Origin of the sequence: Mediterraneibacter catenae (assembly GCF_008691045.1) — a bacterium.
Taxonomy (GTDB): domain Bacteria; phylum Bacillota; class Clostridia; order Lachnospirales; family Lachnospiraceae; genus Mediterraneibacter; species Mediterraneibacter ornithocaccae.
In genome coordinates, this window is record NZ_VMSO01000002.1 from 1 (window position 1) to 25,984 (window position 25,984).

A 25,984-nucleotide genomic window follows, 5' to 3' on the forward strand; every position below is an offset into this window, starting at 1 on the left:
GAATTTACAGCTTCAGATTCTTGAAGAGATCTCCCAGACTTGTTCCGATATCTTCGCTCTTCGGAATTACGACTTTCTCTACAGGCTCTTCTTTGACTTCCTCGAGTGCCTTCATGCTCAGGCTGACTTTGCCGTCTTTGACCCCGATAACTTTTACTTTGACTTCATCTCCGACATTGAGTACATCAGACGGAACTTTTACACGTTTCTGTGAAATCTGGGATACGTGTACCAGGCCGGAGAGTCCGTTTTCCAGTTTGACAAATGCACCGTAGTTCTGCAGTGTCTCAACAGTTCCGTTTAAGACTGTACCGACTTTCAGGTTTGCGATCTGCTCCTCGCGGGCCTTTTTCTCTTTTTCTTTCAGGATCTCACGTGCAGAGAGAACAAGACGGTTGTTCGCCTGATCTACGTCGATCACCTGCACCTCGATGTCTCTCAGGAGATATGTCTCCAGATCCTCAATGTAGGTAAGAGAAAGCTTGGAAGCAGGAACAAATCCTCTGAGCCCCTCAACCATACAGATAACGCCGCCGTTTACGACACCTTCGACTTTGACTGGGATAACTGTTTTATTTTCCATATATTCCGTAACCCTGTTCCATGGATTGGCGTCATCGATATGATCTTCGTAGTCAGCCATCGTTTCAACAGTTTCATTTTCCTGTAATTCTTCTCTCATTTCTTCGCTCATTGTATAGCACCTCAACTTACTTAGATTTTTTACGCAGTCAGCATAGCCGGACTTGGTTGCGTTCAATGCAATCAGTATACCATAAACTATGCGGAAAAAACAACCGCTCAGTGCGATAGGATAAGGGAAAATTGTATGTGAACAGTTAAGACTGTACTGTTTGTAGGATTACGGTGATGTGCTGACTGTGCCTGCGCTGGTCTGATAACAGGAATATTGAGAAAATAAGGTTGACGAAATGTAAAAAAAATGGCAATCTTTAATAAGGCACTTATGAGGATGCGACAGGAGTAGATAATATGAATAGAGATAAGAATAGAAAAGTATATGTTGTGGGGCATAAGAATCCGGATACAGATTCAATCTGTTCTGCTATCGCCTATGCAGCATTGAAGACAAAACTTACGAATATACCTCATGAAGCCAGAAGAGCTGGCCAGTTAAATGAGGAAACCCAGTATGTGCTGGAGCGTTTTGGCGTGAAGGTTCCGCGGCTTTTGTCCGATTTGCGGGAACAGATCAAAGATGTGGAACTCAAAGAGGTTGATGGACTGAAGAGCAGCGTATCCATACGGACTGCATGGGAAAAGATGCAGGAGTCAAACATACATACTCTTCCTGTGACAAGAGACGGAAAACTTGAGGGAGTCATCACTATCGGTGATATCGCGAAGACATATATGGAGGTGTATGACAGCACAATCCTCTCGAAAGCCCGTACCCAGTACCGCAATATCGCGCGGGCTGTGGACGGAGAAGTGCTCACGGGAAATGAGCACAGCTATCTGCTGAAAGGAAAAGTTGTGATCGCAGCGTCCAGCAGGATTCTTATGTCAGATTTTATCAACAAAGATGATCTGGTCATTATGGGGGATCGTAAAGACGCCCAGCAGTGTGCCATCGACGTAGATGCAAGCTGTATGGTCGTCTGTCAGAATGCGCCTGTTTCAGATAAGATCATTAAACAGGCACAGGAAAAGGAGATAGTGATCATACGGACGCCCCACGATACATTTACTGCGGCTCAGCATATCAACCAGAGTATTCCGGTGAAATATTTTATGACAAAGGAGAATCTGGTCACATTTAAGATGCGGGATTATGTGGATGATGTCAAAGATGTCATGGCACGCAGACGATTCCGTGATTTCCCCATTGTTGACAATAAAGGAAAATTTCTCGGACTGATCTCCAGACGGCGTCTTTTAAATGTAAAGAAAAAACAGGTGATCCTGGTAGACCACAATGAGAAAAATCAGGCGGTTGAAGGGGTGGAAGAGGCAGAAGTGCTCGAGATCATCGATCACCACAGGCTGAGCAGCATCGAGACGATGGGACCTGTATTTTTCCGGAATCAGCCGGTGGGGTGTACCGCTACGATCGTATATCAGATGTACCAGGAAGAGGGGCAGGAGCCGGATCCGGTCAATGCAGCGCTTCTCTGTTCAGCTATTATTTCAGATACGCTGATGTTCCGTTCTCCGACATGTACGCCGCTTGACGAAAAAGTAGCGAGAAAGCTCGCCGGGATCGCAGGTGTGGAGGTCGAGAATCTGGCACAGGAGATGTTCAATGCCGGCAGTAACTTAAAAGGAAAGAGCGCAGAAGAGATCTGCTTCCTTGATTTCAAACAGTTTACTGTCAATGATACGGTGTTCGGAGTCGGACAGGTCAATTCCATGAGTGCAGATGAACTGAAAGAGATCCGGAAGATCGTTCAGCCGCATCTGGAGAAAGCACGCAGCAGCCACGGGCTCAATATGATCTTCTTCATGCTGACTAATATCATTACCGAATCCTCCGAGCTCCTCTGCTGCGGACCGGAGGCGAGAGAGAAGATCCTAAGCGCATACGATCTGCCGGAAGATACGGAGACGATCATGCTCAAAGGTGTAGTATCGAGAAAGAAACAGCTTGTACCCACTCTGGTAGGCGCGCTGCAGCAATAGGAGAATTGTATGGCAAAACAGACATGGAAACCGGGAAATATGATCTATCCTCTGCCTGCTGTTATGGTGAGCACGGCGGATAAGGAAGGAAACAGCAATATACTGACGATCGCATGGACTGGAACCGTGTGTACGAATCCGCCCATGGCATATATTTCGGTCCGCCCCGAGAGATATTCCTATCATATGATAAAAGAGAGCGGAGAGTTCGTCATTAACCTGACAACGAAGAAACTTTCCCACGCCACAGATTATTGCGGCGTGCGTTCCGGCAGGGATGTGGACAAGTGGAAAGAATGCCGGCTGACAAAGGGCAGTGCGTCTTCGCTGGAGTATGCGCCTGTGATCGAAGAAGCTCCGGTTAATATTGAGTGTAAGGTGAAAAGCGTTCAGGAACTTGGCAGCCATCATATGTTCCTGGCAGAGGTGACGGCAGTACAGGTGGATGAATCCTACATGGACGACAAAGGAAAATTCGATCTGAACAGCACTGGTCTGATCGCGTACTCCCATGGCGAGTATCTGGATCTGGGAAAAAAGCTCGGGACATTCGGGTACAGTGTGCGTAAGAAGCAGGCTCCGCGTAGACAAAGAACAGCAGGCAGCCAGAAAGCAAATGCAAAAAATGCGGTCAGCAGAAAGGCTGCCGGAAAGAAACGCACAACAGCGCGAAGAAAGGCGGACAGATAATGCTTTATTTCGAAAACGATTATTCAGAAGGCGCTCATGAAGAAGTATTAAAACGTCTGACCGAGACGAATATGGAACAGCTTCCGGGATACGGGACAGACCGGTATACAGCATCCGCAAAGGAGAAGATCTGTGCCGCCTGCGGATGTCCGGACGCAGAGGTTTACCTTCTGACTGGAGGGACCCAGACAAACCAGATCGTGATCAGTTCCATGCTGGACTCCCATGAGGGCGTGATTGCGGCAGAGACAGGACACGTAGGTACCCATGAGGCCGGAGCCATCGAGTGGACCGGACATAAGGTTCTTACATTGCCCCAGACAGACGGGAAAATATCTGCATCAGATCTGGAAGAATATCTGAGCACTTTTTATGGAGATGAAAACCATGAACATATGGTATTTCCGGGAATGGTCTATATTTCCCATCCCACAGAGTATGGTACTTTGTATACAAAAGGAGAACTGGCTGAATTATCCGCAGTCTGCAGTGAATACCGGATTCCCCTTTATCTGGACGGGGCGCGCCTCGGATATGCGCTTGCCGCAGCGGACACGGATGTGACACTTCAGGATGTGGCAGAATATTGTGACGTGTTCTACATCGGTGGAACGAAAGTGGGGGCTCTCTGCGGGGAGGCTGTCGTTTTCCCGAAAGAGAATACACCGTTTCATTTTGTGACAAAGGTAAAGCAGAGAGGGGCTCTTCTTGCAAAAGGCAGGCTGACCGGCGTTCAGTTTGACGCTCTCTTTACCGATGACCTTTATTTGAAGATCGGGAAAAATGCAATAGATACTGCAAATGAGCTGAAGCGGGCGCTACGGGAGAAAGGATATGAATTCTTTATTGATTCACCTACGAATCAGATCTTCGTGGTTCTGGAAGATGCTCAGATGGACAGATTAAAAGAATATGTGGTATTCAGTTACTGGGAAAAGAAAGATGATACCCACACGGTCGTGCGGTTCGCGACGAGCTGGGCGACAAAAATGGAAGATGTGAAAAAACTGGCTGCGCTCCTCTAGCGGGAACGCAGCCTTTCTTTATTGGGGAATGTTTTGATCCATTTTCTGCTTGGAGAGAACGCGGCTCTCTTCCCGGAAGGCTGTGGGATGTATCCCGACAGCTTTCCGAAAGTTTTCTGTAAAATAGCTCTGGGAGCTGAACTGCAGCCGTTCACTGATCTCATGGATACTCAGATCCGTGTTCGCCAGGAGAAATTTCGCCCGCTCGATCCTCTTTTCCTTTATATAGTCTTTGACGGTCTTCCCCGTCTCTTTTCTAAATTTTCTTGAAAGATAGTATTCGGTATAACCCTGCTGCTCGGCCAGCTCGGACAGGACGATGCGATCTTCCAGATGAAGCTCGATGTAGTCGCAACAATTTCTCACAGGCTTTGAATAACCCGGATTCTGTCGGCATTTGTGAACCCGCCGGATGAAATCAGACTGCATGGTGGCGTTGATATCTTTTAATTCTTGGATGGAAGTACAGGCCTCTACGCTCTGGAAGTAGTGGTCCGTAAGCGTCAAGGATACTTCCGGTGAAAGCCCGCCCTCGATTGCAGCTCGGGAAAATAGGATTATACAGACCAGTATCATATTTTTATATTGTCTTCCGTCATTGCTGTTGCTCAGTTTCCCGATATTTCCGCCTAGAGCCAGCTTCTGTTTCTTTTTCTCAAAGTTAAGATCCCCCTCGCGGACCATGCGGAGTAGTTCCTGTTCTGCTGTATAAGAACCGTGGACGACCAGTTCATTATTAGAGGATGCTGAGATAGCAGATACAGGCTGCTTATAGTCGGCATCCCGGTATGTCAGATCGCTGACCGAGATCTGTTTCTCATTGATAGCGTAATGGAGCATGATACTGTACTCCATGATACGATTCAGTGAGATGACAGGAAGAGAGCGCATGAAAGTAACGGAATTTCTGCGGATTGTTGTGGATAGATTCATCTTCTGGAGCCGCTGTTCGATATTCTGGGGTGAATTGTCATCGATAAAATACGGTCCAAGTATGTAGATGTTCTGTAGAATGTCATCCTGTTTCTCAAATGCGGCGGTCCACATCAGACGAATCGAGCTGGTCAGGATCAGTGGATCATTGTTGATTTCTGCGTGTTCAAGAATCAGGTTACTTACATTGTCCAGCTTCAGAAAAGAACCGATTGTAGATTCTTCTGGGCAGCTGCTGGAGACAAGCCGGAACGAGCTGTCATAATGCCAGAGATAAAGGTTGTGGCAGCAGCGTATCATATTGCTGAAAAAACGGAGTCTGTCATTTGAAAACATACGGTCATCTCCTCATATCTGAAATTATTTTATAAATTTACTATAACAAATCTTGCTCAGATTATCAATAAATTGCTTTGATTATCAAAAATTAAATTTAAATCCAATATACAACTAAAAAATGATAAATAAATATAAAATCTGATAAGAAAAAATCCGTCATACTGCTATGATAAACACATACAGAAAGGAGTACGAACGATGCGAAAAGAATTTAACGACGGATGGAGATTTCGGAAAGCGGAGAGCAATACTTATCAGAAAGTATGCCTTCCCCACGATGCCATGCTGAGTGAAAAGCGCACGCCGGATGCAGGAGGGAAAAGTGCATCAGGATATTTCCTGGGCGGGAGATATATCTATGAAAAAACCTTCGAGCTGGGAGAAGAGGCGGCAGAAAAGCATATTACATTTGAATTTGAGGGCGTCTATAAAAATGCAGAAGTTTTCATCAATGACAGAAAAGCAGGCGGAGAATGTTACGGGTATCTTCCCTTCTATGTGTGCGGGGATGACTTCTTAAAAGTCGGGGAAAATGTAATCCGCGTAGAGGCGGACAATTCCATGCAGCCGGACAGCAGATGGTATTCCGGAGCAGGGATCTACCGTCCGGTGTGGATGCACATTCAGAAAAAAAGTTATATTGAGCCGGAGGGAATACAGATCAGAACGATTTCCATCAGCCCTGCGCAGATTGAAGTGAAGACAGAGCATACCGGCGGGGAGATAGAGGTACATATTCTGAAAGACGGAAAAGAGATTATTTCAGGAAAAGGTGATCAGGTTATTCTTGATATTCCGGATGCAAAGCTCTGGAGCGATGAGACGCCGGAACTTTATACGGCAATGGTGATCCTGAAAGAGAACAACAGAGAGATTGAGATCGTGGAAGAGACGTTCGGTATCCGACAGATCACATGGGATAAAAACGGACTGTACGTCAATGGCAATCAGACACTGCTGAGAGGCGGATGCCTCCACCATGACAACGGTATTCTGGGAGCCTGTGCTTACGATCAGAGCGAAGAGCGTAAGATCCGTATTTTGAAAGCAAACGGGTTCAATGCAGTACGTTCCTCCCATAATCCGTGTTCGAAAGCGCTTTTAAGAGCATGTGACAGGCTTGGAATGTATGTGATGGATGAGACATGGGATATGTGGTATCGGAAGAAAAATGCGTATGACTATGCAAATGAATTTGAAGAGCATTACAGGCAGGATATCAAAGATATGGTAAAACGGGATTTTAATCATCCATCTGTCATCCTTTATTCCATTGGAAATGAGGTCAGCGAACCCGCGGAGAAAAAAGGCGTAGAGCTGGCAAGAGAAATGACAGAGCTGTTCCATGAGCTGGATGACTGCAGACCGGTCACCGGAGGCTTTAACCTGATGATCATTGCCAATGCGCAGAACGGGAAGGCAGTCTATAAAGAAGACGGCGGCAGAGATGACTCGAATGAGAATAAAACAGCGGGAATGAACAGCACCATGTTCAATATGATCGCTTCGATGGTGGGAACCGGAATGAACAAGGCGGCAAATGGGAAAAAAGCGGATGAAGCTGCATCGCCGGTACTGGATGTCGTTGATATCGCCGGATACAATTACGCATCCGGCCGCTACCCGAAAGAGGGGCAGCTTCACCCGGGCAGGCTGATCATAGGGAGTGAGACATTTCCGCAGGATCTGGCGAAGAACTGGGAGATGACAGAGAAGTATCCTTATCTGGTCGGAGATTTCATGTGGACGGCGTGGGATTATCTCGGCGAGGCCGGGATCGGAGCATGGTCTTATCATCAGGACGCCAAAGGATTTAATAAACCGTATCCATGGCTGTTGGCGGACACCGGGGCATTCGATATCCTCGGCAATCCGACCGGCGAGGCACTGTGGGCGAAAGCTGTGTGGGGAAAGGCAGAGAAACCGCTGATCGCGGTCCAGCCCATCGATCCAGATGGAAAGAAACTTGTGAAAGCAGTGTGGAGAGGAACCAATGCAATTCCTTCATGGAGTTTCCGGGGATGTAAGGGCAGGAAAGCTGTGGTCGAGGTCTATACACAGGAACCTGTCGTGGAACTTTATGTAAACGGAAAACGTACAGGAAAGAAAAAGACAAAACTATGCCGTGCAGTCTTTAAGATCAAATATGAACCGGGAGTGCTGGAGGCGGTATCCATCGGTGCAGACGGAAAAGAGAAGGGCAGGAGCAGCCTTGCATCAGCGAAAGGAAAGAAGGGCATACAGATCCGTATGGAAGAGAAGGAAGTGCGAACCGGAGATATCGTGTATGCGGATATCCGCATTGCCGGTGAAAACGGGATCACAGAGTCTTGCGCAGATACAGAACTCTCTGTGAAAGTGGACGGCTGCACACTGCTTGGATTCGGAAGTGCAAATCCGAGGACAGAGGAACGGTTTGATACAGGTAGATATACTACATATCGAGGATATGCACAGGCAGTGATCCGGGCGGATACACCGGGAAGGATCAGTGTGACTGTAACGGGCGACGGGCTGAAGCAGGCTCAGGCACAAGTCCTGTGTATTAATGAAAAGACAGTTGAATGATGAGACGAGGATTTACGAACAAAACAGGTGAGAGATAAAGGAGGTTTTACAATATGGAAAAAAAGAGCAGAGGAATGCTTGCAAGAACATTTGAAAAAAAGATATTTAACTCAAGAGTGACTTCAGCAAATACACAGAAAAGCGAGATGTGGCTCGGATATTTCGCAGGACCGTGTCTTGTGTACATGGTCTACTATGCGATTGCCGGAAGTTATCTGACACAGTTCTATACGGACGTGCTCGGCTTAAGCGGTGTGTTTCTTACAATGATGCCGATTTTTTCTAAGATTTTCGATGCGTTTACAAATGTAGTTATGGGTCGGATCATTGACAAGACACGTACAAAACAGGGAAAGGCAAGGCCATGGGTACTGATCTCGGGAGTCTGTATGGCAGTGACCGGTATTCTGCTCTACACAGTGCCGCGCTCATCCTATGCGGTTCAGATTTTCTGGATCATTTTAAGCTACAATCTGTTCTTTGCCTTTGCATTTACAATCTATAACATGAGCCACAGCCTGATGGTGCCGCTCTCTACACGAAACACAAAACAGAGAGATGGACTGGCGATGCTCAACAGTATGGGGATGAATATGCTTCCCGGACTGCTGGTAACGATCATCCTGCCAATTATGATCCGTGCATTCGGCGTCGGGGAAGATTCGCAGGGAACATGGATCATGATGATGAGCATTATCTCTATCCTGGCACTTCCCGGAACGATCCTTGAGTATTATTTTACAAAGGAGCGTGTTACGGAGGAAAACATTTCTGAGGCAGGAGATACAAGAAAAGATGTAAGTATGGCAAAACAGCTCAAAGCATGTCTTTCTGATCCGTACTGGCTCATTATCATGGGATTTACGCTTGTTTATAATATCTTCAACATCCTGTCTACAAACAGTATGCTTTACTACTGCAACTGGGTGCTGGCAGATTCTGTAAATGGCGGAACCGGGCTTCAGGTGCTTGTAAATGCTATCGGGCAGGCTCCGTTAGGTCTCGGAATCATTGTGTTGTGGCCGTTGGTAAAAAAGTTCGGAAAACGGCGGATCATGATGTTCGGATTCGGAATCGGCGCAGTGGGATCTCTGATCGTATTGCTGAACCCGGGAAATTTCGGTATTGTACTGGGAGGACTTTTTATAAAATCAATCGGTGCGCTTCCGACTTATGTTATGACGGCGCAGCTTGCAGAATCACTGGATCACATTGAGTGGAAGAACGGATTCCGTGCAGACGGATTTTCCGCATCTGTATATGCAATCATCATCACCGTAACAGCCGGTATAGGGCAAAGTATCATCCTCGGCGGCATAAGTGCATTCGGCTATATCTCACCGGCATCCACAGCTGAAGTGATCACGCAGCCGGATGCGATCAAGACCTTTTTCTCATGGTGCTTCGTGGGTATTCCTATGATCGGATATGTGATTGGTTCCCTGCTCATGCTCATCTTTGATGTGGAAGATAAGATGCCGCAGATCATAGCCGACATCACGGCACGCCACAAAGCAGAGGCAGAGGCCCGCGGAGAGGTATACATCTCCCCGGAAGAAAAAGCAGAGATCGAGCAGAAAGAGCTGGAGATCAAGGCGGAAGAAAAGCGGATCGAAGAGTTGAAAGAAAAATGCGCGAAAAAGGGACTGAATTTCGAAGAGGAAGAGCGAAAGTATCAGGAGAAGCTTGCTGCGAAAAAAGCCAAAGAAGAGGCAAAGGCAGCAAAGCGCAAGAAGAAATAAAACAGATAATATCAGAACGTTCAGACAGGTGTTGACAGATCAGCCTGTCTGAACGAATATAACCGAAATGCAGGAGGCAGATGAGATGGAGAAAGAGAAGATTAGAGAATTGATCGGACAACTGACACTGGAAGAAAAAGCAGGTCTTACAAGCGGACAGGACAACTGGTTTACCAAAGCCGTGGAGCGTCTCGGTATCCCGGCAGTGCGCACGAGCGACGGACCAAACGGTCTGCGGACGCAGGAGGGCGATACAAACGGACTGAACGAAGAATTGAGCCGGGAGGCGGTCTGCTTCCCTACAGCCAGTGCCAGTGCCGCCAGCTTTGACACAGCACTTTTAGAAGAAATGGGACATGAGCTCGGGAAAGAAGCGCAGGCGTTTGGCGTGGATGTGATCCTCGGACCGGGCGTCAATATGAAGCGAAGCCCGCTGTGCGGACGTAATTTTGAATATTTCTCTGAAGATCCCCACCTTGCGGGAAAGCTGGGAGCGGCATTTGTAAAGGGCGCACAGGCAGAGGGCGTGGGAACCAGCCTGAAGCATTTCTTTGCCAACAGTCAGGAACACCGCAGGATGGACAGCTCTTCAAAGATGGACGAGCGGACGATGCGGGAAATATACTTGAGCGCGTTCGAGACAGTGGTAAAGGAAGCGCAGCCATGGACGGTCATGGCGTCTTATAATAAAATAGACGGTATCTATTCTACGGCAAATAAAAAATATCTGACGGACGTGCTGAGGAAAGAGTGGGGCTTTGACGGACTGGTCATGAGCGACTGGGGAGCCACACACGACAGAGTGGCAGCAGTTCTTGCAGGATGTGACCTTACCATGCCGGCGGAGAATACGGATCAGATGCTGGTAAAAGCGGTGGAAGAAGGAAGGCTGAAAGAGAGTGATCTGGATACCTGCTGTGAGCGGATCCTTGCGCTGGCATTTCAGGCGGCGGAAAACAGAAAAGAGGATGTAGTGTTCGACTATGAGGGAGGGCATGCCCTTGCCAGAAAGATCGCAGATGAGAGCTTTGTATTGCTGAAAAATGAGGGTGCTCTGCTGCCTCTTGATAAACAGATAAAAACGGCATTTATCGGAGCATTTGCAGAGTCGCCAAGATATCAGGGCGGCGGTTCCAGCCATGTGACCAGCCGGAATGTTGTCAGCGCCCTGAAAGCCGCAGAGAATGCGAATCTTGATGTGACTTATGCGCCCGGATATGACCTGAAGACAGGAGAGACTACAGAAGAGCTGATACAAGAAGCCGTGGCAAAAGCGGGAGAGGCGGATGCTGCTGTTGTATTTGCAGGGCTTCCGGATTCCATGGAGTCTGAGGGCGTTGACCGCAGGCATATGCGTATGCCGGAAGGTCATAACCGTCTGATCAGAGAAGTCTGCAGAGCGAATCCGAACACAGTTGTTGTACTTCATCACGGAAGTCCGGTAGAGATGCCGTGGATCACAGAGCCAAAAGCAGTTCTGGATGCATACCTGAGCGGCGAGGCTGTGGGAGAGGCTGTAGTAGATATCCTCTATGGAGATGTAAATCCGTCCGGCCATCTTGCAGAGACATTCCCGATCAGACTGGAAGACAATCCCAGTTATCTGTCTTATTTTGGAGAGAATGGGACTGTACGCTATCAGGAAGGAATTTTCACAGGATATCGGTATTATACGACGAAGAAGATGCCGGTGCTGTTCCCCTTCGGACATGGACTTTCCTATACGAGTTACAAATATTCCGACCTGCAGGTGAGCAGTGAAAGCCTGTCGGTGGGAGAACCGCTGACTGTGAGTGTAAAGGTAAAAAATACCGGAGACCGCTCGGGAAAAGCACTGATTCAGCTATATGTGTCACCGGAACATGTGGAGATGATCCGGCCGGTGCGCGAACTGAAGGCATTTGCCAAAGTAGAGCTAAAACCGGGGGAAACGAAAGAAGTTTTACTGGAACTTCCGGCACGGGCGTTCCAGTTCTGGAGTGAGCAGATCCACGGGTGGTGGACAGAGAAAGGAAAGTTCACGATACAGATCTGCGAAAATGCGGAGAAAGTGATCTTGGAGAAAACGGTGGATATGGATGCAGAGCCGCTTCCGCCGGTGGGAGGTTATACGACGGGCACGCCCATGGGAGAATTCGCAAAGACGAAGAAGGGGTATCACTTCTTAAACGAAAATATCAGTTACTTGGTCATGGGAATGGCGCAGGCGGGCTTTATTCCGAAAGAAGTTATGCCTATGCTGGAATCAATACCCGGAGGCATTACTTTAGATACCATCCGCATGATGGGACAGCGGATGAATGTGGATGCAGCAGGGAGTGACGGCGTATCGACGCTGATGAATCAGGCATTGGGAATCCTCTATAATTTCCTGCCGGAGGAAAAGAAAGAAGAACTCAACAGACTGATTGATGAATTAAATGAGGTGACGAAATGAAATATTACTGTAATCCGATAAATATTGATTACCGCTACCAGTTTACAGTTGACCGCAGAAAAGGAAATGATATTCAGATATCCAGAGAGGCGGCGGATCCATCCATGATTTTCTATAAAGGTAAATATTATATCTGTGCATCTATGACACTTGGCGTGTGGGTTTCCGAGGATCTGGCACACTGGGAAAATTACAGGCTGCCGGATGAACTTCCCCTGTATGACTACGCTCCGGACATTCGCGTGATCGGCGATTATGTGTATTTCTGTGCTTCAAAACGGGGAGAAATCTGCGATTACTACCGTACACAGGATATTGTGAACGGTCCTTATGAAAAGATTGACGGAACTTTTGATTTCTGGGATCCGAATCTGTTTCAGGATGATGACGGCAGGATTTATTTCTACTGGGGATGCTCCAATATGACACCTGTCTGGGGCGTGGAACTGAATCCGGATGATTTAAGGCCGATAGGTGAGAAGAAAGTCATGATCACGGGAGACGTGAAGACGAAAGGATTTGAAAGACCGGGAGAGGATCATTCAATCCGTCCGCTGGAGGAAGATGAATTGGAGCAGGCGTTCCAAGGATTCCTTAAGATGCGTGGAATGAAAGAAAATGACCTTCCTACGGGAGCGTCCGAGCAGGTGAAAGGGCTGATCAGCAATCAGCCGTACATAGAAGGAGCATGGATGACGAAACATGAGGGGAAATACTATCTTCAATATGCCTGCCCGGGCGCGGAATACAATGTATATGCAGATGGCGTGTACGTCTCGGATCATCCTATGGGACCGTTTGAACTGGCAAAGAACAATCCCTTTTCCTATAAACCGGGCGGATTCCTGCCAGGGGCCGGACATGGCTCGACAATGGAAGACCAATATGGAAGCTGGTGGCATACTTCTACCATGCGGATCAGCGTAAACCAGAGCTTTGAGCGGCGTGTCGGGATCTGGCCGGCAGGATTTGACAGAGACGGCGAACTGTTCTGCAACCAGAATTACGGAGACTGGCCGAGATGTGTGGAGAAAGATAGGGAAGATCCATGGTCCGATCCTGAGTGGTATCTGTTAAGTTATAATAAAAAAGTAAAAGCATCATCTTCGGAAGAGGGAAAAGGCCCCGAGCGTGTAGCAGATGAGAACGTGCGTACATGGTGGCGTGCTGCATCGGCAGAGCCGGGCGAGTGGCTGGAAATGGATCTGGGAGATATCTGTGATGTCCGTGCTGTACAGATTAACTTCGCAGACGATAAGATCGATATTCCGGTGCCCGGTGAGATACATCCGGGTACACAACCCAAATACATCGAGGAAGCGGACATGAGGATCAGATGGGTACTGGAAGGATCGCAGGACGGCAAGGACTATATTGTTTTGGGAGACAAATCACAGACTGAGACGAATCTGCCGCATGATCTGGTCATCTGTGAAGAGGGAGAAAAAATCCGATATCTGAGGCTTACCGTCCTGGAGATCCCTTATGGACAGCGGGCTTGCGTTTCCGGTCTGCGTGTATTTGGAAAAGGAAACGGGGACAGGCCGGAGAAACCAGCATATGAAGTCCGGATGGACGGGGAATTGGATATGATCGTGACGATCGATCAATCGGAAGTTGCAGGACATAATATTCTTTGGGGATATGAGCAGGATAAACTTTATCACAGTTATCAGACATTTTCGGAAGAGCAGAAGATTGGCGCGCTCGTAAAAGGACAGTCTGTATATGTAAGAGTAGACAGTTTCAATGAAAATGGAATTACTCACGGAGAAGTAAAGAAGATTAGATAAATGTCAGGCAGCAGATATGGCCGGCTTTATAAGGAAAGGAGCAAAAGGATGAGAGCAGTACATCTTCGGACAGAATATCTGAAAAATCCTATTGGGATCGATATTAGAAAACCACGGTTCTTCTGGCAGTGTGAAGGAGGAAAAAAGCAGAGTGCATATCGAATCACGGCTAGGAGAAAGACATTCGGGAATGTATCGGCAGAAAAAAAGACGGCGGAGATGGAGGAGGATATTGTCTGGGATACCGGGAAAGTATCTTCTGCATCCATGACACATATCCGGTATGAGGGGAAGACACTTCACAGCAGGGATCTTGTGATCTGGAGTGTGCAGCTCTGGGACGAGGAAGACAGGCAGGGTGAAGTGTCAGAAGCCTGCTTTGAGATGGGACTTCTTGATCCGGCAGACTGGAAAGCCAAATGGATCACCGGAGATTACAAGCCGAAGAAGAAAGAACGCTATCCAGTGGATTACTTCCGAAAAGATTTCCGGCTCACGCAGAATAGAGAAAACGTAGTTTCCGCCCGTCTCTATGCAACTGCCCACGGCGTATATGATGCGGAGATAAACGGGAGATACATTGAGGATTTTGTGCTGGCACCCGGGGTGACGGATTACCGAAAACGTCTTCAGTATCAGGTCTATGATATTACAGCCGACATAAAGCAGGGATGTAAAGCGGGCAGAACAGGAAAAGCAGATGATGATGTAAATGTGATCACTTCCCGATTAGGAGACGGCTGGTATCGAGGATGCGTGGCGGCATACAGCGCTGAGTATGTGTTCGGTCTGCGCACAGCGCTTCTGGCCCAGATCGAGGTCACATATAAGGATGGCAGCCGGAATGTGATCGGCACGGATGAATCCTTTCAGTGGAGCAATGATGGCCCGGTTCGTTTTGCAGATCTGAAAGACGGCGAGATATATGACGCGGGAAAGGCACCCGGATATGGCGGAAAAGCTGTCCTGCTGAAAGAAAAGAATCCTATAGTGCCTGCTGCATCCGATAATGTACCGGTGCGCAGGAAAGAGCGCTTTACTCCTAAACTTCTCATTGCCGGAGACGGAACAAAGGTACTGGACTTCGGACAGAATATAGCAGGAATGCTGAAATTCTCTATACAGGGGGCAAAGGGCCAGAAAGTACGTATCGTCTGCGGAGAGGTGCTCGGCAAAGACGGGAAAGTAGACTTAAGCGGCATCCAGGAGTCAAAGCCTGCAAAGGGATGGAGCCAGTTAAGCCTTGTAAAGAAGCTGCTTGGCGCTCAGATAAAGGGCGATGTCGTCCTGACGCCGAAGCAGGAGATCCGTTTTATATGCAGCGGCAGCAGGGACGAATTCCAGAACAGCTTCTCTGTATTCGGCTTCCGCTATGCGCAGATCTCCACAGAGAAAGGCCTGGACCTTTCCATCAATCCGGCTGACTTTGAGGCAGTGGCGGTTTATTCTGATATGGAACAGACGGGAAGTTTCCGTTGTTCCAATCAACTGGTAAACAGGCTTTATGAGAATACAGTGTGGAGTATGAAAGGAAACTTCCTCGATATCCCGACAGACTGTCCGACCCGCGAACGGCTCGGATGGACAGGGGACGCCCAGATTTTCTTTGATACCGGTGCTTATATGATGGATACTGCTGCTTTCTTCCGAAAATGGCTCAGAGATATGCAGGACGATCAGTATGACAACGGTTTGCTCTCTGCGGTTGTTCCCTATCAGGGTGTGGAGATGATGTACAAAGCAACAGGTTCTTCCGTGGGATGGGCGGATGCGGTGTATCTGATTCCTTACCGCTATTATAAGCGCTATGGAGACAGGAAGCTTCTGAAAAGCTGCTGGCCTATGATCAGGAAATATGCAGACTACCTGACGAAGAATCTCGGGATGAAAGATAAGAAAGAGGCAAAGCAGAATCCTTACAATGATTATACTTACGAGAAAGGGGTTCATCTGGGCGAATGGCTGGAGCCGGAGGAGTTCCGCGATAAAGTTTACGGTGCACAGGCAAAGCATCCGGAGGAGTGTACAGCATATCTCTATTTTGCCATGAAAACCATCGGTGAGATTGCGGAGCTTCTGGGAGAAAAGGAATATGTATCACTCTGCGCCAGATATGCGGATGGAGCAAAGAAAGCATACGATGCGCTCTTTGTAAAGACCGGAACGCTGAACACAAACCGTCAGGCAAAGCTTGTACGACCGCTGGCTCTCGGGCTGCTGGACGGGGAGGAGAAGAAAAAAGCACAGAATCTCCTTGTAAAAGCAGTGGAAGATTATAATTATAGAGTCGGAACAGGATTCCTTTCCACACCATTTATCCTTCCGGCGCTTACCGAGGCAGAAGAGACAGAGACAGCCTACCGGATGCTGGAGAATACAGAGAAGCCGGGATGGCTTGCCGAGGTAAAAGAAGGTGCAACCACAGTCTGGGAAAACTGGGAGGGCAACTTAAGCCAGAATCATTATTCCCCGGGCGCGGTCTGCCAGTGGCTTTTTGACACTGTGGGCGGCATCCGTCCCGCTGGAGAGCGGCATTTCATCATAGAACCGGTGCCGGGCGGCAGCCTGACATTTGCAGATGTCAGTTATCTGAGTATTTACGGAAAAGTATCATGCCGCTGGGAAAGAACAGAGGAAGGTATATGGTATCACATAGAAGTTCCTTCCAATGTGACAGCAGAGATACGGTTTCCGGACGGACAGACGGTCGAAGCGGAGACGGGAGTCTATGAGTTAACTGAAAGGAAGGATAAGAGTAATGACCTATACAAGCATCAGACCGGGGCAGGTATGGAATGATACAGCCGGTAAACCGATACAGGCACACGGTTTCTCAGTATTCTACAATGAGAAGGACGGATTGTACTACTGGTACGGTGAGAATAAGGAAAAGACAAAAGGCGGCATATTCAACAAAGTGTGGCACTGGGGCGTACGCTGTTATACTTCAAAAGATCTGTATAACTGGGATGATAAAGGACTGATCATTCCGCCCCAGCCGGATGACCTGACTTCTCCGCTGCATCCGACCTACTGTATGGACCGCCCTCATATCATTTATTGTGAGAAGACGAAGAAATATGTGGCATGGTTGAAGATCATGGCTGGAGAGGTGAGCCAGTTCATGACTGTTATGCAGGCAGATGATTTCCTCGGTCCCTATGAATTTGTGCATAAGATATATAAACCTCTTGAAATGGATACAGGGGATTTCGCGCTCCATGTAGACGAGGAGACAAAGAAAGCATATATTTTCTTTGAACGTCCGCATTTTGAACTTGTGACAGCAACTCTCAGCGATGATTATACGGAAGTATCGGGAGAATATTCTGAGCATTATAAAGGCCTTCTGCCGCCTTATACTCGTGAGGCACCTACATATTTTGAACGGAATGGAAGAAAATATCTCTTTACTTCCGGAACCAGCGGATATTATCCGAACAAAAGTCAGGTATGCGTATTTGACGATTATCATGGAGAGTATACAGATCTCGGTAATCCCCATATCGGTGACGAGACAAACACTTCGTTCAGTTCTCAGATAACATCTGTCCTCAAAGTACCGGGAAAAGATCTGTATATCGCCTGTGCGGACCGGTGGATGCCGGGGAAGATGGCCATGAAGATGTCCGCTCAGGTAATTAAGGGCATGGAGAAGCATTTCAAAGATTACAAGCCGGATTATTCGCCGAAAAAGGCGGAGCCGCTGCCCGGCAAACTATTGAAACATACAGAGAAGACGTGCAAGTCTACATACGTGTGGCTGCCCATTGAGTGGGAGGGAGAAAAGCCGGTGATCCGATGGAGAGATGAGTGGAGACTTGAATAGAGAAGAGCCGGTATGAAGTTTACAGAGTGCGCAGCCGGGATCAGAACAAAAGTTGAGATCCGACTGCGCATCCGTCAATAAAGAATATCAGTTATCTGCGTTCTCTAATGGAAAAGTGACACTCCAATTTCCCTCTATGGGCCCGGATGAAGTAATGAATTCCCCGTACAGATCATATTCGTCAAGTGTTTCAGCAGGGATTTCAGTGAAGATATAATCTTCATAGCTGTTTTCTCCTGCATCGTCAAAAAAAGCAACAGAACCATCGGCGCTGACCGTCTCGCCTGTTTTTTTGTATGTCAGAGCGATTGTTCCGTGGTTATCCGTCTTTAAAATATCTTTATAGCAAACCTGAACATGGAGATATCCGTCGACATAACCGATAGCTGTCAGAGTCACTTCATCGACAGGCGAACAGATACTGTCGGATGGCTTCAGAACCGTAAGCAAATCCTGCCCGGGATTGTCTTCGTACTCCTCGATAAATTCTGATCCGCCGACACCTCGCGGATAAACTTTTTGTGTCGTGCTGTTAAGTTGGATATCAGACAGAGTTACATCATTGATGATCCCCTTATAAGTTTTCTTATTGCTTAAAATTTTCCGAAGAGAGAATGTCAGTTTATCGCCGGTGATATCCTGCTCATCCCACTGCTCGATCGTGATAAGGAACTCTGCAGTATGAGTGTCAGGATCATAGCCGGACAGGATGCAGTGGGCGGAACAGTCGAAAGGAGTATTGATCTGATAACTGTCAAAAAGGTCAATTGTTTCATCAAATTTTGTTCCCTCCAGATCCTGTACTGAAATATAGATTTCAGCAATATTATCATGTATATATGCTGCCGACACTTCCATTCGGATACCATTGTCTTCGCAGGATAACTGCACCGGTTTGAAGAATTGCGCCGTGGCGGGTGAAACAGTGTACAGCATATTATAAAATGCAGGCATTGAAGCAGCCATTACAGGAACGGTCAGGATGAATACGAGACAAAGACAGGCCGCTATGGCACACCATTTTTTTAACCCCGTTCTTTTTGTCCGGGGCTGTATATCTGCCGCATGAATATATTGCGGACTGATCAGGTCCATTTTATTCAGTAATTCACTTCCTCTCATAGAATATAACCCTCCTTTTCAAGATAGTCACGAAGCCGGTTACGACTTCGAAACAGCATGGTTTTTACTTTGCTCTCAGAAAGAGAAAAACGTCGTGCAATGTCTGAAATAGAATCCAGATACCAGTAGCGACGTATAAAAACACTTCTTTTTTCTTCGCTGAGTGTGCCGAGAAATTCGTTGATTGCCTGCCCTAAAACGATATCATCTATCCGGCATTCCATATCATCCGGAGCGGGAATACATTGTTCCATCTCTGCACTGAGTTCAGATATATATGCACGTCGTTTCAGTCTGCCGCGTTTACGGCAGCAGTCCAGAGAAATGTGACGGGTAATCCGTGCAAGAAAGGCATACAGATAATTTCTCGGTTCATGCGGCGGAATTGAGTTCCACGCTTCCAGATAGGTGTCGTTTTCACATTCTTCTGCTGTCTGATGATCTTTTATAATACCATAAGCCAGAGCTCGCAAACAGTTCCCGTATTTTTCTGAAGTATGTTTAACGGCTGTTTCATCCCGGCAAAAATACAGTTCGATGATTTTATTGTCATCCAAAGTCTCCCCTCCTCTTTAGTTAAAAGGCCTTCACTATAATAAGCGCTGTTCAGAATATGAAGGTTACATTTTTTAGAAGATTATAATAATATTTTACATTATGTGTTCTCAATGACAAGCTATCATAAAAAATAACAATAAGATGTTAAGCCTCATGATGATTCATTACTAAAAGATTGAAAATACAATCAAATTCATTACTAATATATTGAATAGGCAATTAAAATGTCTTATAATAACGACTAAGAAATAAATGAATGAAGTTCATTCAATATGGAGGGATTAATATGTCTAGTACAATACAGGTAAGAGTGGACGATGAGTTAAAAGCAAAATCAGACAGTTTGTTTAAAGATCTTGGAACAGACACAACAACGGCAATTCGCATTTTTCTCACGCAGGCAGTAGCGTATAATGGATTTCCCTTCGAAATAAGGAGAAATTCAACTGTAAATAGTCCATATACTCCTATGTCAGAAGAAAGTATGCTGAAAAAGCTTGATGAATCAAAGAAACATGCTGATCAGGGACAATGTAGACGAGCAGACGAGGTTGTAGCGGAATAGCATTTTTCATGAGTTGCAGGATTATGAGAATAGAATAAATTAATACTTCCAGTATATTATATATCATATCGGAGAAAATAATTTTGATAATCGGTTTAATCTCTGATAAATGATAATCAATCTCAACAAAGTCCTTGCTTAAATCTTTTTATTCTGTTAATATACATATAGTTAGTAAAGCCTAACTATATGTGAATGAATCATGGAAACTCCTTTGCCCTATAACGCCTGAAACGGGGCAAAGGGCGTTTTCGTGGGAAAGGACGAAGAGATATGGATTATTTAGAGATTGAAAAAGTGATCGGACGGGAGATCATCGATTCGAGAGGAAACCCGACAGTTGAGGCGGAAGTACATCTGGCGGACGGAACCGTAGCAAGAGGTGCGGCTCCCAGCGGCGCTTCCACAGGTGAATTCGAGGCGCTCGAGTTAAGAGACGGAGATAAGAACAGATTCGGCGGGAAAGGTGTCTCCAAAGCTGTTGATAATATCAATACAGTGATCAACGATACATTGAAAGGTATGGATGCAAGCGACATCTATGCAATTGACAAAGCGATGATCAAAGCAGACGGCACGAAGGATAAATCAAAGCTCGGGGCAAATGCAATCCTTGCGGTATCCATTGCATGCGCGAGAGCAGCATCTGCCGCTCTTGATATTCCACTGTACCGCTTTCTTGGCGGCGTAAACGGCAACCGTCTTCCGGTTCCTATGATGAACATTTTAAATGGCGGGGCGCACGCGGCAAATACGGTGGATGTGCAGGAGTTCATGATCATGCCGGCAGGGGCGAAAAGCTTTGCAGAGGGCTTGAGATGGTGTACGGAAGTATTCCATGCGCTCCAGTCACTACTGAAATCCGAGGGACTGGCGACATCGGTTGGAGACGAGGGCGGATTTGCTCCTGATCTTGCAAGCGATGAAGAAGCGATCGAATATATCCTGGAGGCAGTCCGCCAGGCGGGCTACGAACCGGGCAAAGATTTCGTGCTTGCTATGGACGCGGCTTCCAGCGAGTGGAAGGGAGGTCAGAAAGGGGAATACGTACTCCCGAAATGCGGAAAGAAATTTACATCTGCAGAACTTGTAGAACACTGGAAATCCCTTGTGGAGAAATACCCGATCTACTCCATCGAGGACGGGCTCGACGAAGAAGACTGGGAAGGCTGGCAGATCCTAACAAAAGAGCTTGGAGATAAGGTTCAGCTTGTGGGAGACGATCTGTTTGTTACAAATACCGAGAGACTGAAAAAAGGAATCGATATGGGATGTGGCAACTCTATCCTGATCAAATTAAATCAGATCGGTTCCGTGTCCGAGACACTGGAAGCAATCAAGATGGCGCACAAAGCCGGATACACGGCAATTTCCTCGCATCGCTCGGGAGAGACGGAGGATACGACCATCGCTGATCTTGCAGTCGCACTCAACACCAGCCAGATCAAGACCGGAGCGCCGAGCCGAAGCGAGCGCGTGGCGAAATACAACCAGTTGCTGCGAATTGAGGAGGAGCTTGGCATGAGTGCGGTATATCCGGGATTTGCGGCATTTAATATCAAAAGATGAGAAGACTATAAAAAAGTAAACTGTACGGGAACACGGGGCGAAAGATTTGGAAACGGATTTTTCGCCCCGTGTTTTGCGCGGTAATCGCGGCAGCCGGCCGCCAAATTACAGCAGATAAATTTGTTCCATAAAAGTTGATTAAAATTGTACTTGTAACAGTTGTTAATTGGGCGTATAATTACCCACGGTCTATAAAGAAGAAAAGACACAGGGGGACAGTTATGGACAATAAAATACATGATATGACGACAGGCAGCCCGGTCAGACTGATCATACGGTTTATGATCCCGATGTTTCTGGGCAATGTCTTTCAGCAGTTTTATAATATAGCGGATTCTATTGTAGCAGGGCAGTTCATCGGCGTTACCGCTCTGGCGGCGATCGGCAGTACAGGATCGCTGATGTTTTTTGTTACCGGATGGCTGAACGGACTGAGCAGCGGCTTCGCTATTCTCGTATCCCAGTGGTTTGGGGCAAAGCAGTATGACAGGATGCGCCACTATGTGGCAATGTCAGTTTATCTGGCTGCGGCGTTTGCAATCCTTATGACAGCCGGCCTGCTGATCGCGAACGAGCCGATTCTCAGACTTATGAACTATTCGGATGATATTATGCCGGATGTGAAGCTGTATATGGGAATCATTTACGCCGGACTTATTGTTACCGCGGCATATAATTCTCTGGCTGCATTCCTAAGGGCGCTGGGCGATTCCAAGTCGCCGCTGTATTTTCTGATTATTTCGGCGGCAATCAATGTTGTGCTGGACATTGCATTTATTGTCGTGTTTGGAATGGGAGTGGAAGGATGTGCATATGCGACTGTGATCGCGCAGGGAATCTCAGCCCTGCTCTGTTTTGTTTACATACTGAAGCGTTTCCCGATCCTGCATCTGAAAAGGGAAGATTTTAGAGTCAGTTTTGAAAGTTTTGGAAGGCTCCTGGCGCTTGGTATTCCGATGGGGCTGCAGTTCTCTATCACAGCGATCGGCACCATTATCGTACAGGGAGCGGTGAATATATATGGCGAGATTTACATGGCAGGTTTCTCTGCGGCGGGAAAGCTGCAGAATCTGATCGCAACAGTATTTACAGCGTTTGGCGCCACGATCGCTACATATGTGGGGCAGAACCGGGGCGCGGGAAAGATGGACCGGGTAAAACAGGGAGTACGCTGCACGCAGATCATGATCCTCATGTGGAGTGTTGTCCTTATGGTGCTCATGTACTTTGGGGGCAGATATATGACATGGCTGTTTATCAGTCCGTCAGAGACGGAAGTGGTAAATGCTGCCGTGACATATTTCCATACGGTATTCTGGTGTTATCCTTTCCTTGGCAGTATATTCCTCTACAGAAACACTCTTCAGGGAATGGGATACGGTCTTGTGCCGATGCTGGGAGGTATCTTCGAGCTTGTGGCAAGAAGTGCCATTGTCATGATCGTGGCCGGGCACACAAGTTTTGCTGGTGTATGTTTTTCGGATCCGGCGGCATGGATCGCGGCACTGATCCCGCTTGTGCCATATTATTTCTATAAGATGCACAAGTTGGGCAACAGTTCAGCCATCGCGGACAGTCGGAATTGATTTATGCCTTTGTAACAGAAAAATTGATAGAAAATGACGGTTCGCTTCCATATGCCGGGACAAGCACACGGCTCTGGCTCCATGTATCCGGGCGAAGCTCATACCCGTCATATTCGACTGTACAGCTGATAGTTACTCCGGCTTCGGATATCTTGAAGCTGGAGAAGCTGTCTCCGCTTGCCTTGATCTGCGCATAGATAAAGGTGGGGGCGGCAGGCAGCAGCCGGTAGTCGTCCTGTGCACACAGAAAAGCAAGGGCGGAGACTGCCATCAGATCGCCATAGGATGCAATCGTTATATCCTCATTTTCACAGGATGCAGAAAAATTCAGACCGGTCATCACACCGTCTTCCACCGTATAATCAAGCTGAGGAAGTTCTGCATAGTTCTCTGCAGTTCCAGTAATATAAGGCGTACCCGGGATCTTTTCCCACGCTCCGTCCTTGTTCAGGATCAGACGGGAATCATCGATCGTGACAATCCCGTAAACGGTTATATTACCGGGAAGGTTCAGCTGCCGGTCGATACTGAAATATCTCTCCATATCATTAAAATTTTCCGCGTACTGCTCAACAGTCAGATCGCCTCTGTTCTGCGGCAGAGCGCCTGCCTGCCATACAAGAATGAGGGATAGTGTGTTGATCAGGGTCAGGCTGACAAGTGAAACAGATACTTTCAGCGGAATATATCTGTCGTTCAGCCAGAGAAGCGTTTCCTGTTCCCAGTCAAGTATTTCCCCGTCTTTACATGCTCTGTAAGACTTATATGTCCGTATAATCCAGTATACGGGAAGATTGAACCCGCAGCCTTTTTTCAGTACAGTCCACGTCCGGTGAAGTGCTTCGCCGTGTGTCAGCCTTGCTCCGGTTTCTGCAGTCACACGCAGACCAAACAGGAACTTGCCCGGCGTCGTTCCGAACCGGGACAGTATAAATGGTTCTGCCAGGAGAAATAGGCAGTTATATGCGATAATATCTGCAACAAGACCGGCGAATCCCGTTTCCATAATATTGATGTGAAGGACGAGGGACAGAAACATATTCCACAGGATCATATACATGGCTGCATCTATACTCCGTGCAAAATATCTTACCCAGGGCGAAGTTACTTTCGGTATTGCATCTTCCTTCAATTCTGCAGGCAATTCCGAAGCTGAAGTGTCAAGAAGATCAAGATAGTACTGTGCATCAAAGCTGCTGTAAACAGCCCGATCTTTACAGAGCTGTTCGCAGACTTTTACAAAATGTGCGAGGGCCTGCTGTTCCTTCTTTAGAGCCGTAAGGTGGCGAATCAGCAATCCGGCGAGCTCCTGTTCATTACGGCTTAAGGATTTGATATCTTCCAGACTGAGATGGAGGGTACGAAGAAGCCGGATACGTTTTAAAATACTCAGATCTTCTTCGGAATAATTCCTGTATCCGTTTGAATTTCTCTCGGGCGTGATAAGTCCCTCTTTTTCATAAAATCTGATATTGGCTCTCGTCATGCCGGAGAGCTCTTCGATTTCCCTGATTGTCATGGGTGATATTCCCCTTTCACTGCGCCGGATAAGCCTGTCTTTGTCCGGCTATTGTTTGTATAGAGTATACGGCGTGAAGCGGGTTTACAGTCAAGCGGAGAATTGTTAAATCTATGTATAGATACGACGCAGCTTATAAGGAAATAAACGATGTAATCCTCAGAATGCATGAAAATGACTGTAGAATACATAGACAGATATGATATAATGATTATAGATTTGTGTCATTCGATGAGCGACATTAAAATAAAGGAGCAGTCATGATCGTTTCAGGGAAGAATTCACCTAAGGTAAGGGAAATTTATAAAGAACGCAGTGAGAAAGCTATCGAATATGCCCGCCGGCAGATTGAGAAATCACCGGTGGCTCCTTATGTGTCGAAATTGTATTTGTATGGGAGCTGTGTAAGAGAGGAACAGACTTATCAGAGCGATGTGGATCTGATGTTGGAATTGAAACCGACATTTGATATCAATAGGTTCAGGGATGAGATCATCCTTCTGAAAAGCCGCGTGAATCCGGGACAGTTGGATATGCCCGAAGTGGATTTGAAAGTTGTGATAGGCGATGAATGGAAAGATGAGCATACGCTTTATTTTGAAAATATAAAAAAAGAGGGGAGAGACATATGGCAGGACGAATGAATACTTATGCAGAATTTGCCGAAAATGACTATAAATTTTTCAGACAGTCATATGACAGCGGAAATAAAGGATCGGCACTTGCGGCACTGGGACAAAGTATATGTGAGAGATACTTGAAGCATATTATCTCTGAATGTGCCCATCCGGAAAATGAATCTGAAGCGGTATCCAAGGAAAGCGTTTTACGGACACATAGTCTGAGGAGACTGATGCGTTATATATCAGGAGACATGGGCATTGATATTCCGGACGAAACGGAAAGTGCATTGGACCGGATCGATGGATTCTATTTTACAACGCGATATCCGGGGGATGACAGCTTTATTCCTACAGAGAGGGATATTGACAGGGCGGATAAAGCGGTGCACCTGTGCAGGGATTTCGTGTTCCAGACAATGAGTGAGATTGAACAGAAATAATAC

19 protein-coding genes are annotated in these 25,984 nt (G+C 47.0%); 14 read left to right on the top strand and 5 right to left on the bottom strand.

The window, feature by feature from the left end; all coding sequences use genetic code 11:
* Positions 1 to 4: 4 nt before the first annotated feature.
* Complete coding sequence (locus tag FNY66_RS01755) at positions 5 to 694, bottom strand: S1 RNA-binding domain-containing protein (RefSeq protein ID WP_087151642.1); 690 nt, start codon at positions 692 to 694, stop codon at positions 5 to 7.
* Between the two features lie 299 nt (positions 695 to 993).
* Here FNY66_RS01755 and FNY66_RS01760 point away from each other — a divergent pair, with 299 nt between their 5' ends.
* The 3 genes from FNY66_RS01760 to FNY66_RS01770 are packed head-to-tail and all read left to right on the top strand — an operon-like array spanning position 994 to position 4,358.
* A complete protein-coding gene (locus FNY66_RS01760; RefSeq protein WP_087151643.1) occupies positions 994 to 2,643 on the top strand; it encodes a putative manganese-dependent inorganic diphosphatase in 1,650 nt (549 codons plus the stop codon).
* Positions 2,644 to 2,652: 9 nt separating this feature from the next.
* The gene (locus FNY66_RS01765; RefSeq protein ID WP_087151644.1) at positions 2,653 to 3,333 is read left to right on the top strand and encodes a flavin reductase family protein; all 681 of its coding nucleotides are present in this window, start codon (positions 2,653 to 2,655) and stop codon (positions 3,331 to 3,333) included.
* Complete coding sequence (locus tag FNY66_RS01770; RefSeq protein WP_150310122.1) at positions 3,333 to 4,358, top strand: threonine aldolase family protein; 1,026 nt, start codon at positions 3,333 to 3,335, stop codon at positions 4,356 to 4,358. The genes FNY66_RS01765 and FNY66_RS01770 overlap by 1 nt, the downstream gene beginning before the upstream one ends.
* An 18-nt stretch (positions 4,359 to 4,376) precedes the next feature.
* Here the strand turns inward: FNY66_RS01770 and FNY66_RS01775 are convergent, their stop codons facing one another.
* A complete protein-coding gene (locus tag FNY66_RS01775; RefSeq protein WP_150310123.1) occupies positions 4,377 to 5,627 on the bottom strand; it encodes a helix-turn-helix domain-containing protein in 1,251 nt (416 codons plus the stop codon).
* A gap of 201 nt (positions 5,628 to 5,828) precedes the next feature.
* Between FNY66_RS01775 and FNY66_RS01780 the strand changes: the two genes are divergently transcribed.
* The 6 genes from FNY66_RS01780 to FNY66_RS01805 all read left to right on the top strand — a co-directional run bounded on the left by FNY66_RS01780 (position 5,829) and on the right by FNY66_RS01805 (position 17,999).
* Positions 5,829 to 8,198 carry a glycoside hydrolase family 2 TIM barrel-domain containing protein gene (locus FNY66_RS01780; RefSeq protein WP_150310124.1) on the top strand — a complete coding sequence of 790 codons (2,370 nt, stop codon included), beginning with the start codon at positions 5,829 to 5,831 and terminating at the stop codon, positions 8,196 to 8,198.
* Between the two features lie 53 nt (positions 8,199 to 8,251).
* A complete protein-coding gene (locus tag FNY66_RS01785; RefSeq protein ID WP_229409418.1) occupies positions 8,252 to 9,940 on the top strand; it encodes an MFS transporter in 1,689 nt (562 codons plus the stop codon).
* Between the two features lie 85 nt (positions 9,941 to 10,025).
* Positions 10,026 to 12,377, top strand: coding sequence for a glycoside hydrolase family 3 C-terminal domain-containing protein (locus tag FNY66_RS01790; protein ID WP_150310125.1), 2,352 nt, complete (start codon positions 10,026 to 10,028; stop codon positions 12,375 to 12,377).
* Complete coding sequence (locus tag FNY66_RS01795) at positions 12,374 to 14,170, top strand: family 43 glycosylhydrolase (protein ID WP_150310126.1); 1,797 nt, start codon at positions 12,374 to 12,376, stop codon at positions 14,168 to 14,170. The genes FNY66_RS01790 and FNY66_RS01795 overlap by 4 nt, the downstream gene beginning before the upstream one ends.
* 48 nt (positions 14,171 to 14,218) lie before the next feature.
* Entirely contained in the window at positions 14,219 to 16,969 is a 2,751-nt protein-coding gene (locus FNY66_RS01800; protein ID WP_150310127.1) for a family 78 glycoside hydrolase catalytic domain, read from the top strand.
* The gene (locus FNY66_RS01805; protein ID WP_150310128.1) at positions 16,929 to 17,999 is read left to right on the top strand and encodes a family 43 glycosylhydrolase; all 1,071 of its coding nucleotides are present in this window, start codon (positions 16,929 to 16,931) and stop codon (positions 17,997 to 17,999) included. Before FNY66_RS01800 ends, FNY66_RS01805 begins: the two co-directional genes overlap by 41 nt.
* 87 nt (positions 18,000 to 18,086) lie before the next feature.
* Here FNY66_RS01805 and FNY66_RS01810 read toward each other — a convergent pair whose 3' ends face one another.
* Positions 18,087 to 19,121, bottom strand: a complete 1,035-nt coding sequence (locus FNY66_RS01810; protein WP_150310129.1) for a DUF4179 domain-containing protein — start codon at positions 19,119 to 19,121, stop codon at positions 18,087 to 18,089.
* Positions 19,118 to 19,678 (bottom strand): RNA polymerase sigma factor, encoded by a 561-nt coding sequence (locus FNY66_RS01815; RefSeq protein WP_150310130.1) that lies wholly within the window; start codon positions 19,676 to 19,678, stop codon positions 19,118 to 19,120. The genes FNY66_RS01810 and FNY66_RS01815 overlap by 4 nt, the downstream gene beginning before the upstream one ends.
* Before the next feature lie 287 nt (positions 19,679 to 19,965).
* On the opposite strand from FNY66_RS01815, the gene FNY66_RS01820 reads away from it, so the two are divergent.
* From FNY66_RS01820 to FNY66_RS01830, 3 genes are all read left to right on the top strand, one after another.
* The gene (locus FNY66_RS01820; protein WP_087151647.1) at positions 19,966 to 20,244 is read left to right on the top strand and encodes a type II toxin-antitoxin system RelB/DinJ family antitoxin; all 279 of its coding nucleotides are present in this window, start codon (positions 19,966 to 19,968) and stop codon (positions 20,242 to 20,244) included.
* A 273-nt stretch (positions 20,245 to 20,517) separates the two neighbouring features.
* On the top strand, positions 20,518 to 21,813 hold the full coding sequence (gene eno / locus FNY66_RS01825; protein ID WP_087151648.1) for a phosphopyruvate hydratase: 1,296 nt from the start codon (positions 20,518 to 20,520) through the stop codon (positions 21,811 to 21,813).
* 221 nt (positions 21,814 to 22,034) lie between these two features.
* Positions 22,035 to 23,399: an MATE family efflux transporter gene (locus FNY66_RS01830; RefSeq protein WP_150310131.1), complete on the top strand. Its 1,365-nt coding sequence runs from the start codon at positions 22,035 to 22,037 to the stop codon at positions 23,397 to 23,399.
* Position 23,400: 1 nt separating this feature from the next.
* On the opposite strand, the gene FNY66_RS01835 is transcribed toward FNY66_RS01830, so the two are convergent.
* A complete protein-coding gene (locus tag FNY66_RS01835) occupies positions 23,401 to 24,918 on the bottom strand; it encodes a MerR family transcriptional regulator (protein ID WP_150310132.1) in 1,518 nt (505 codons plus the stop codon).
* Positions 24,919 to 25,178: 260 nt separating this feature from the next.
* Here FNY66_RS01835 and FNY66_RS01840 point away from each other — a divergent pair, with 260 nt between their 5' ends.
* Complete coding sequence (locus FNY66_RS01840; RefSeq protein WP_087151651.1) at positions 25,179 to 25,562, top strand: nucleotidyltransferase family protein; 384 nt, start codon at positions 25,179 to 25,181, stop codon at positions 25,560 to 25,562.
* Positions 25,547 to 25,981 (top strand): HEPN domain-containing protein, encoded by a 435-nt coding sequence (locus FNY66_RS01845; protein WP_087151652.1) that lies wholly within the window; start codon positions 25,547 to 25,549, stop codon positions 25,979 to 25,981. The genes FNY66_RS01840 and FNY66_RS01845 overlap by 16 nt, the downstream gene beginning before the upstream one ends.
* Positions 25,982 to 25,984: the final 3 nt, after the last annotated feature.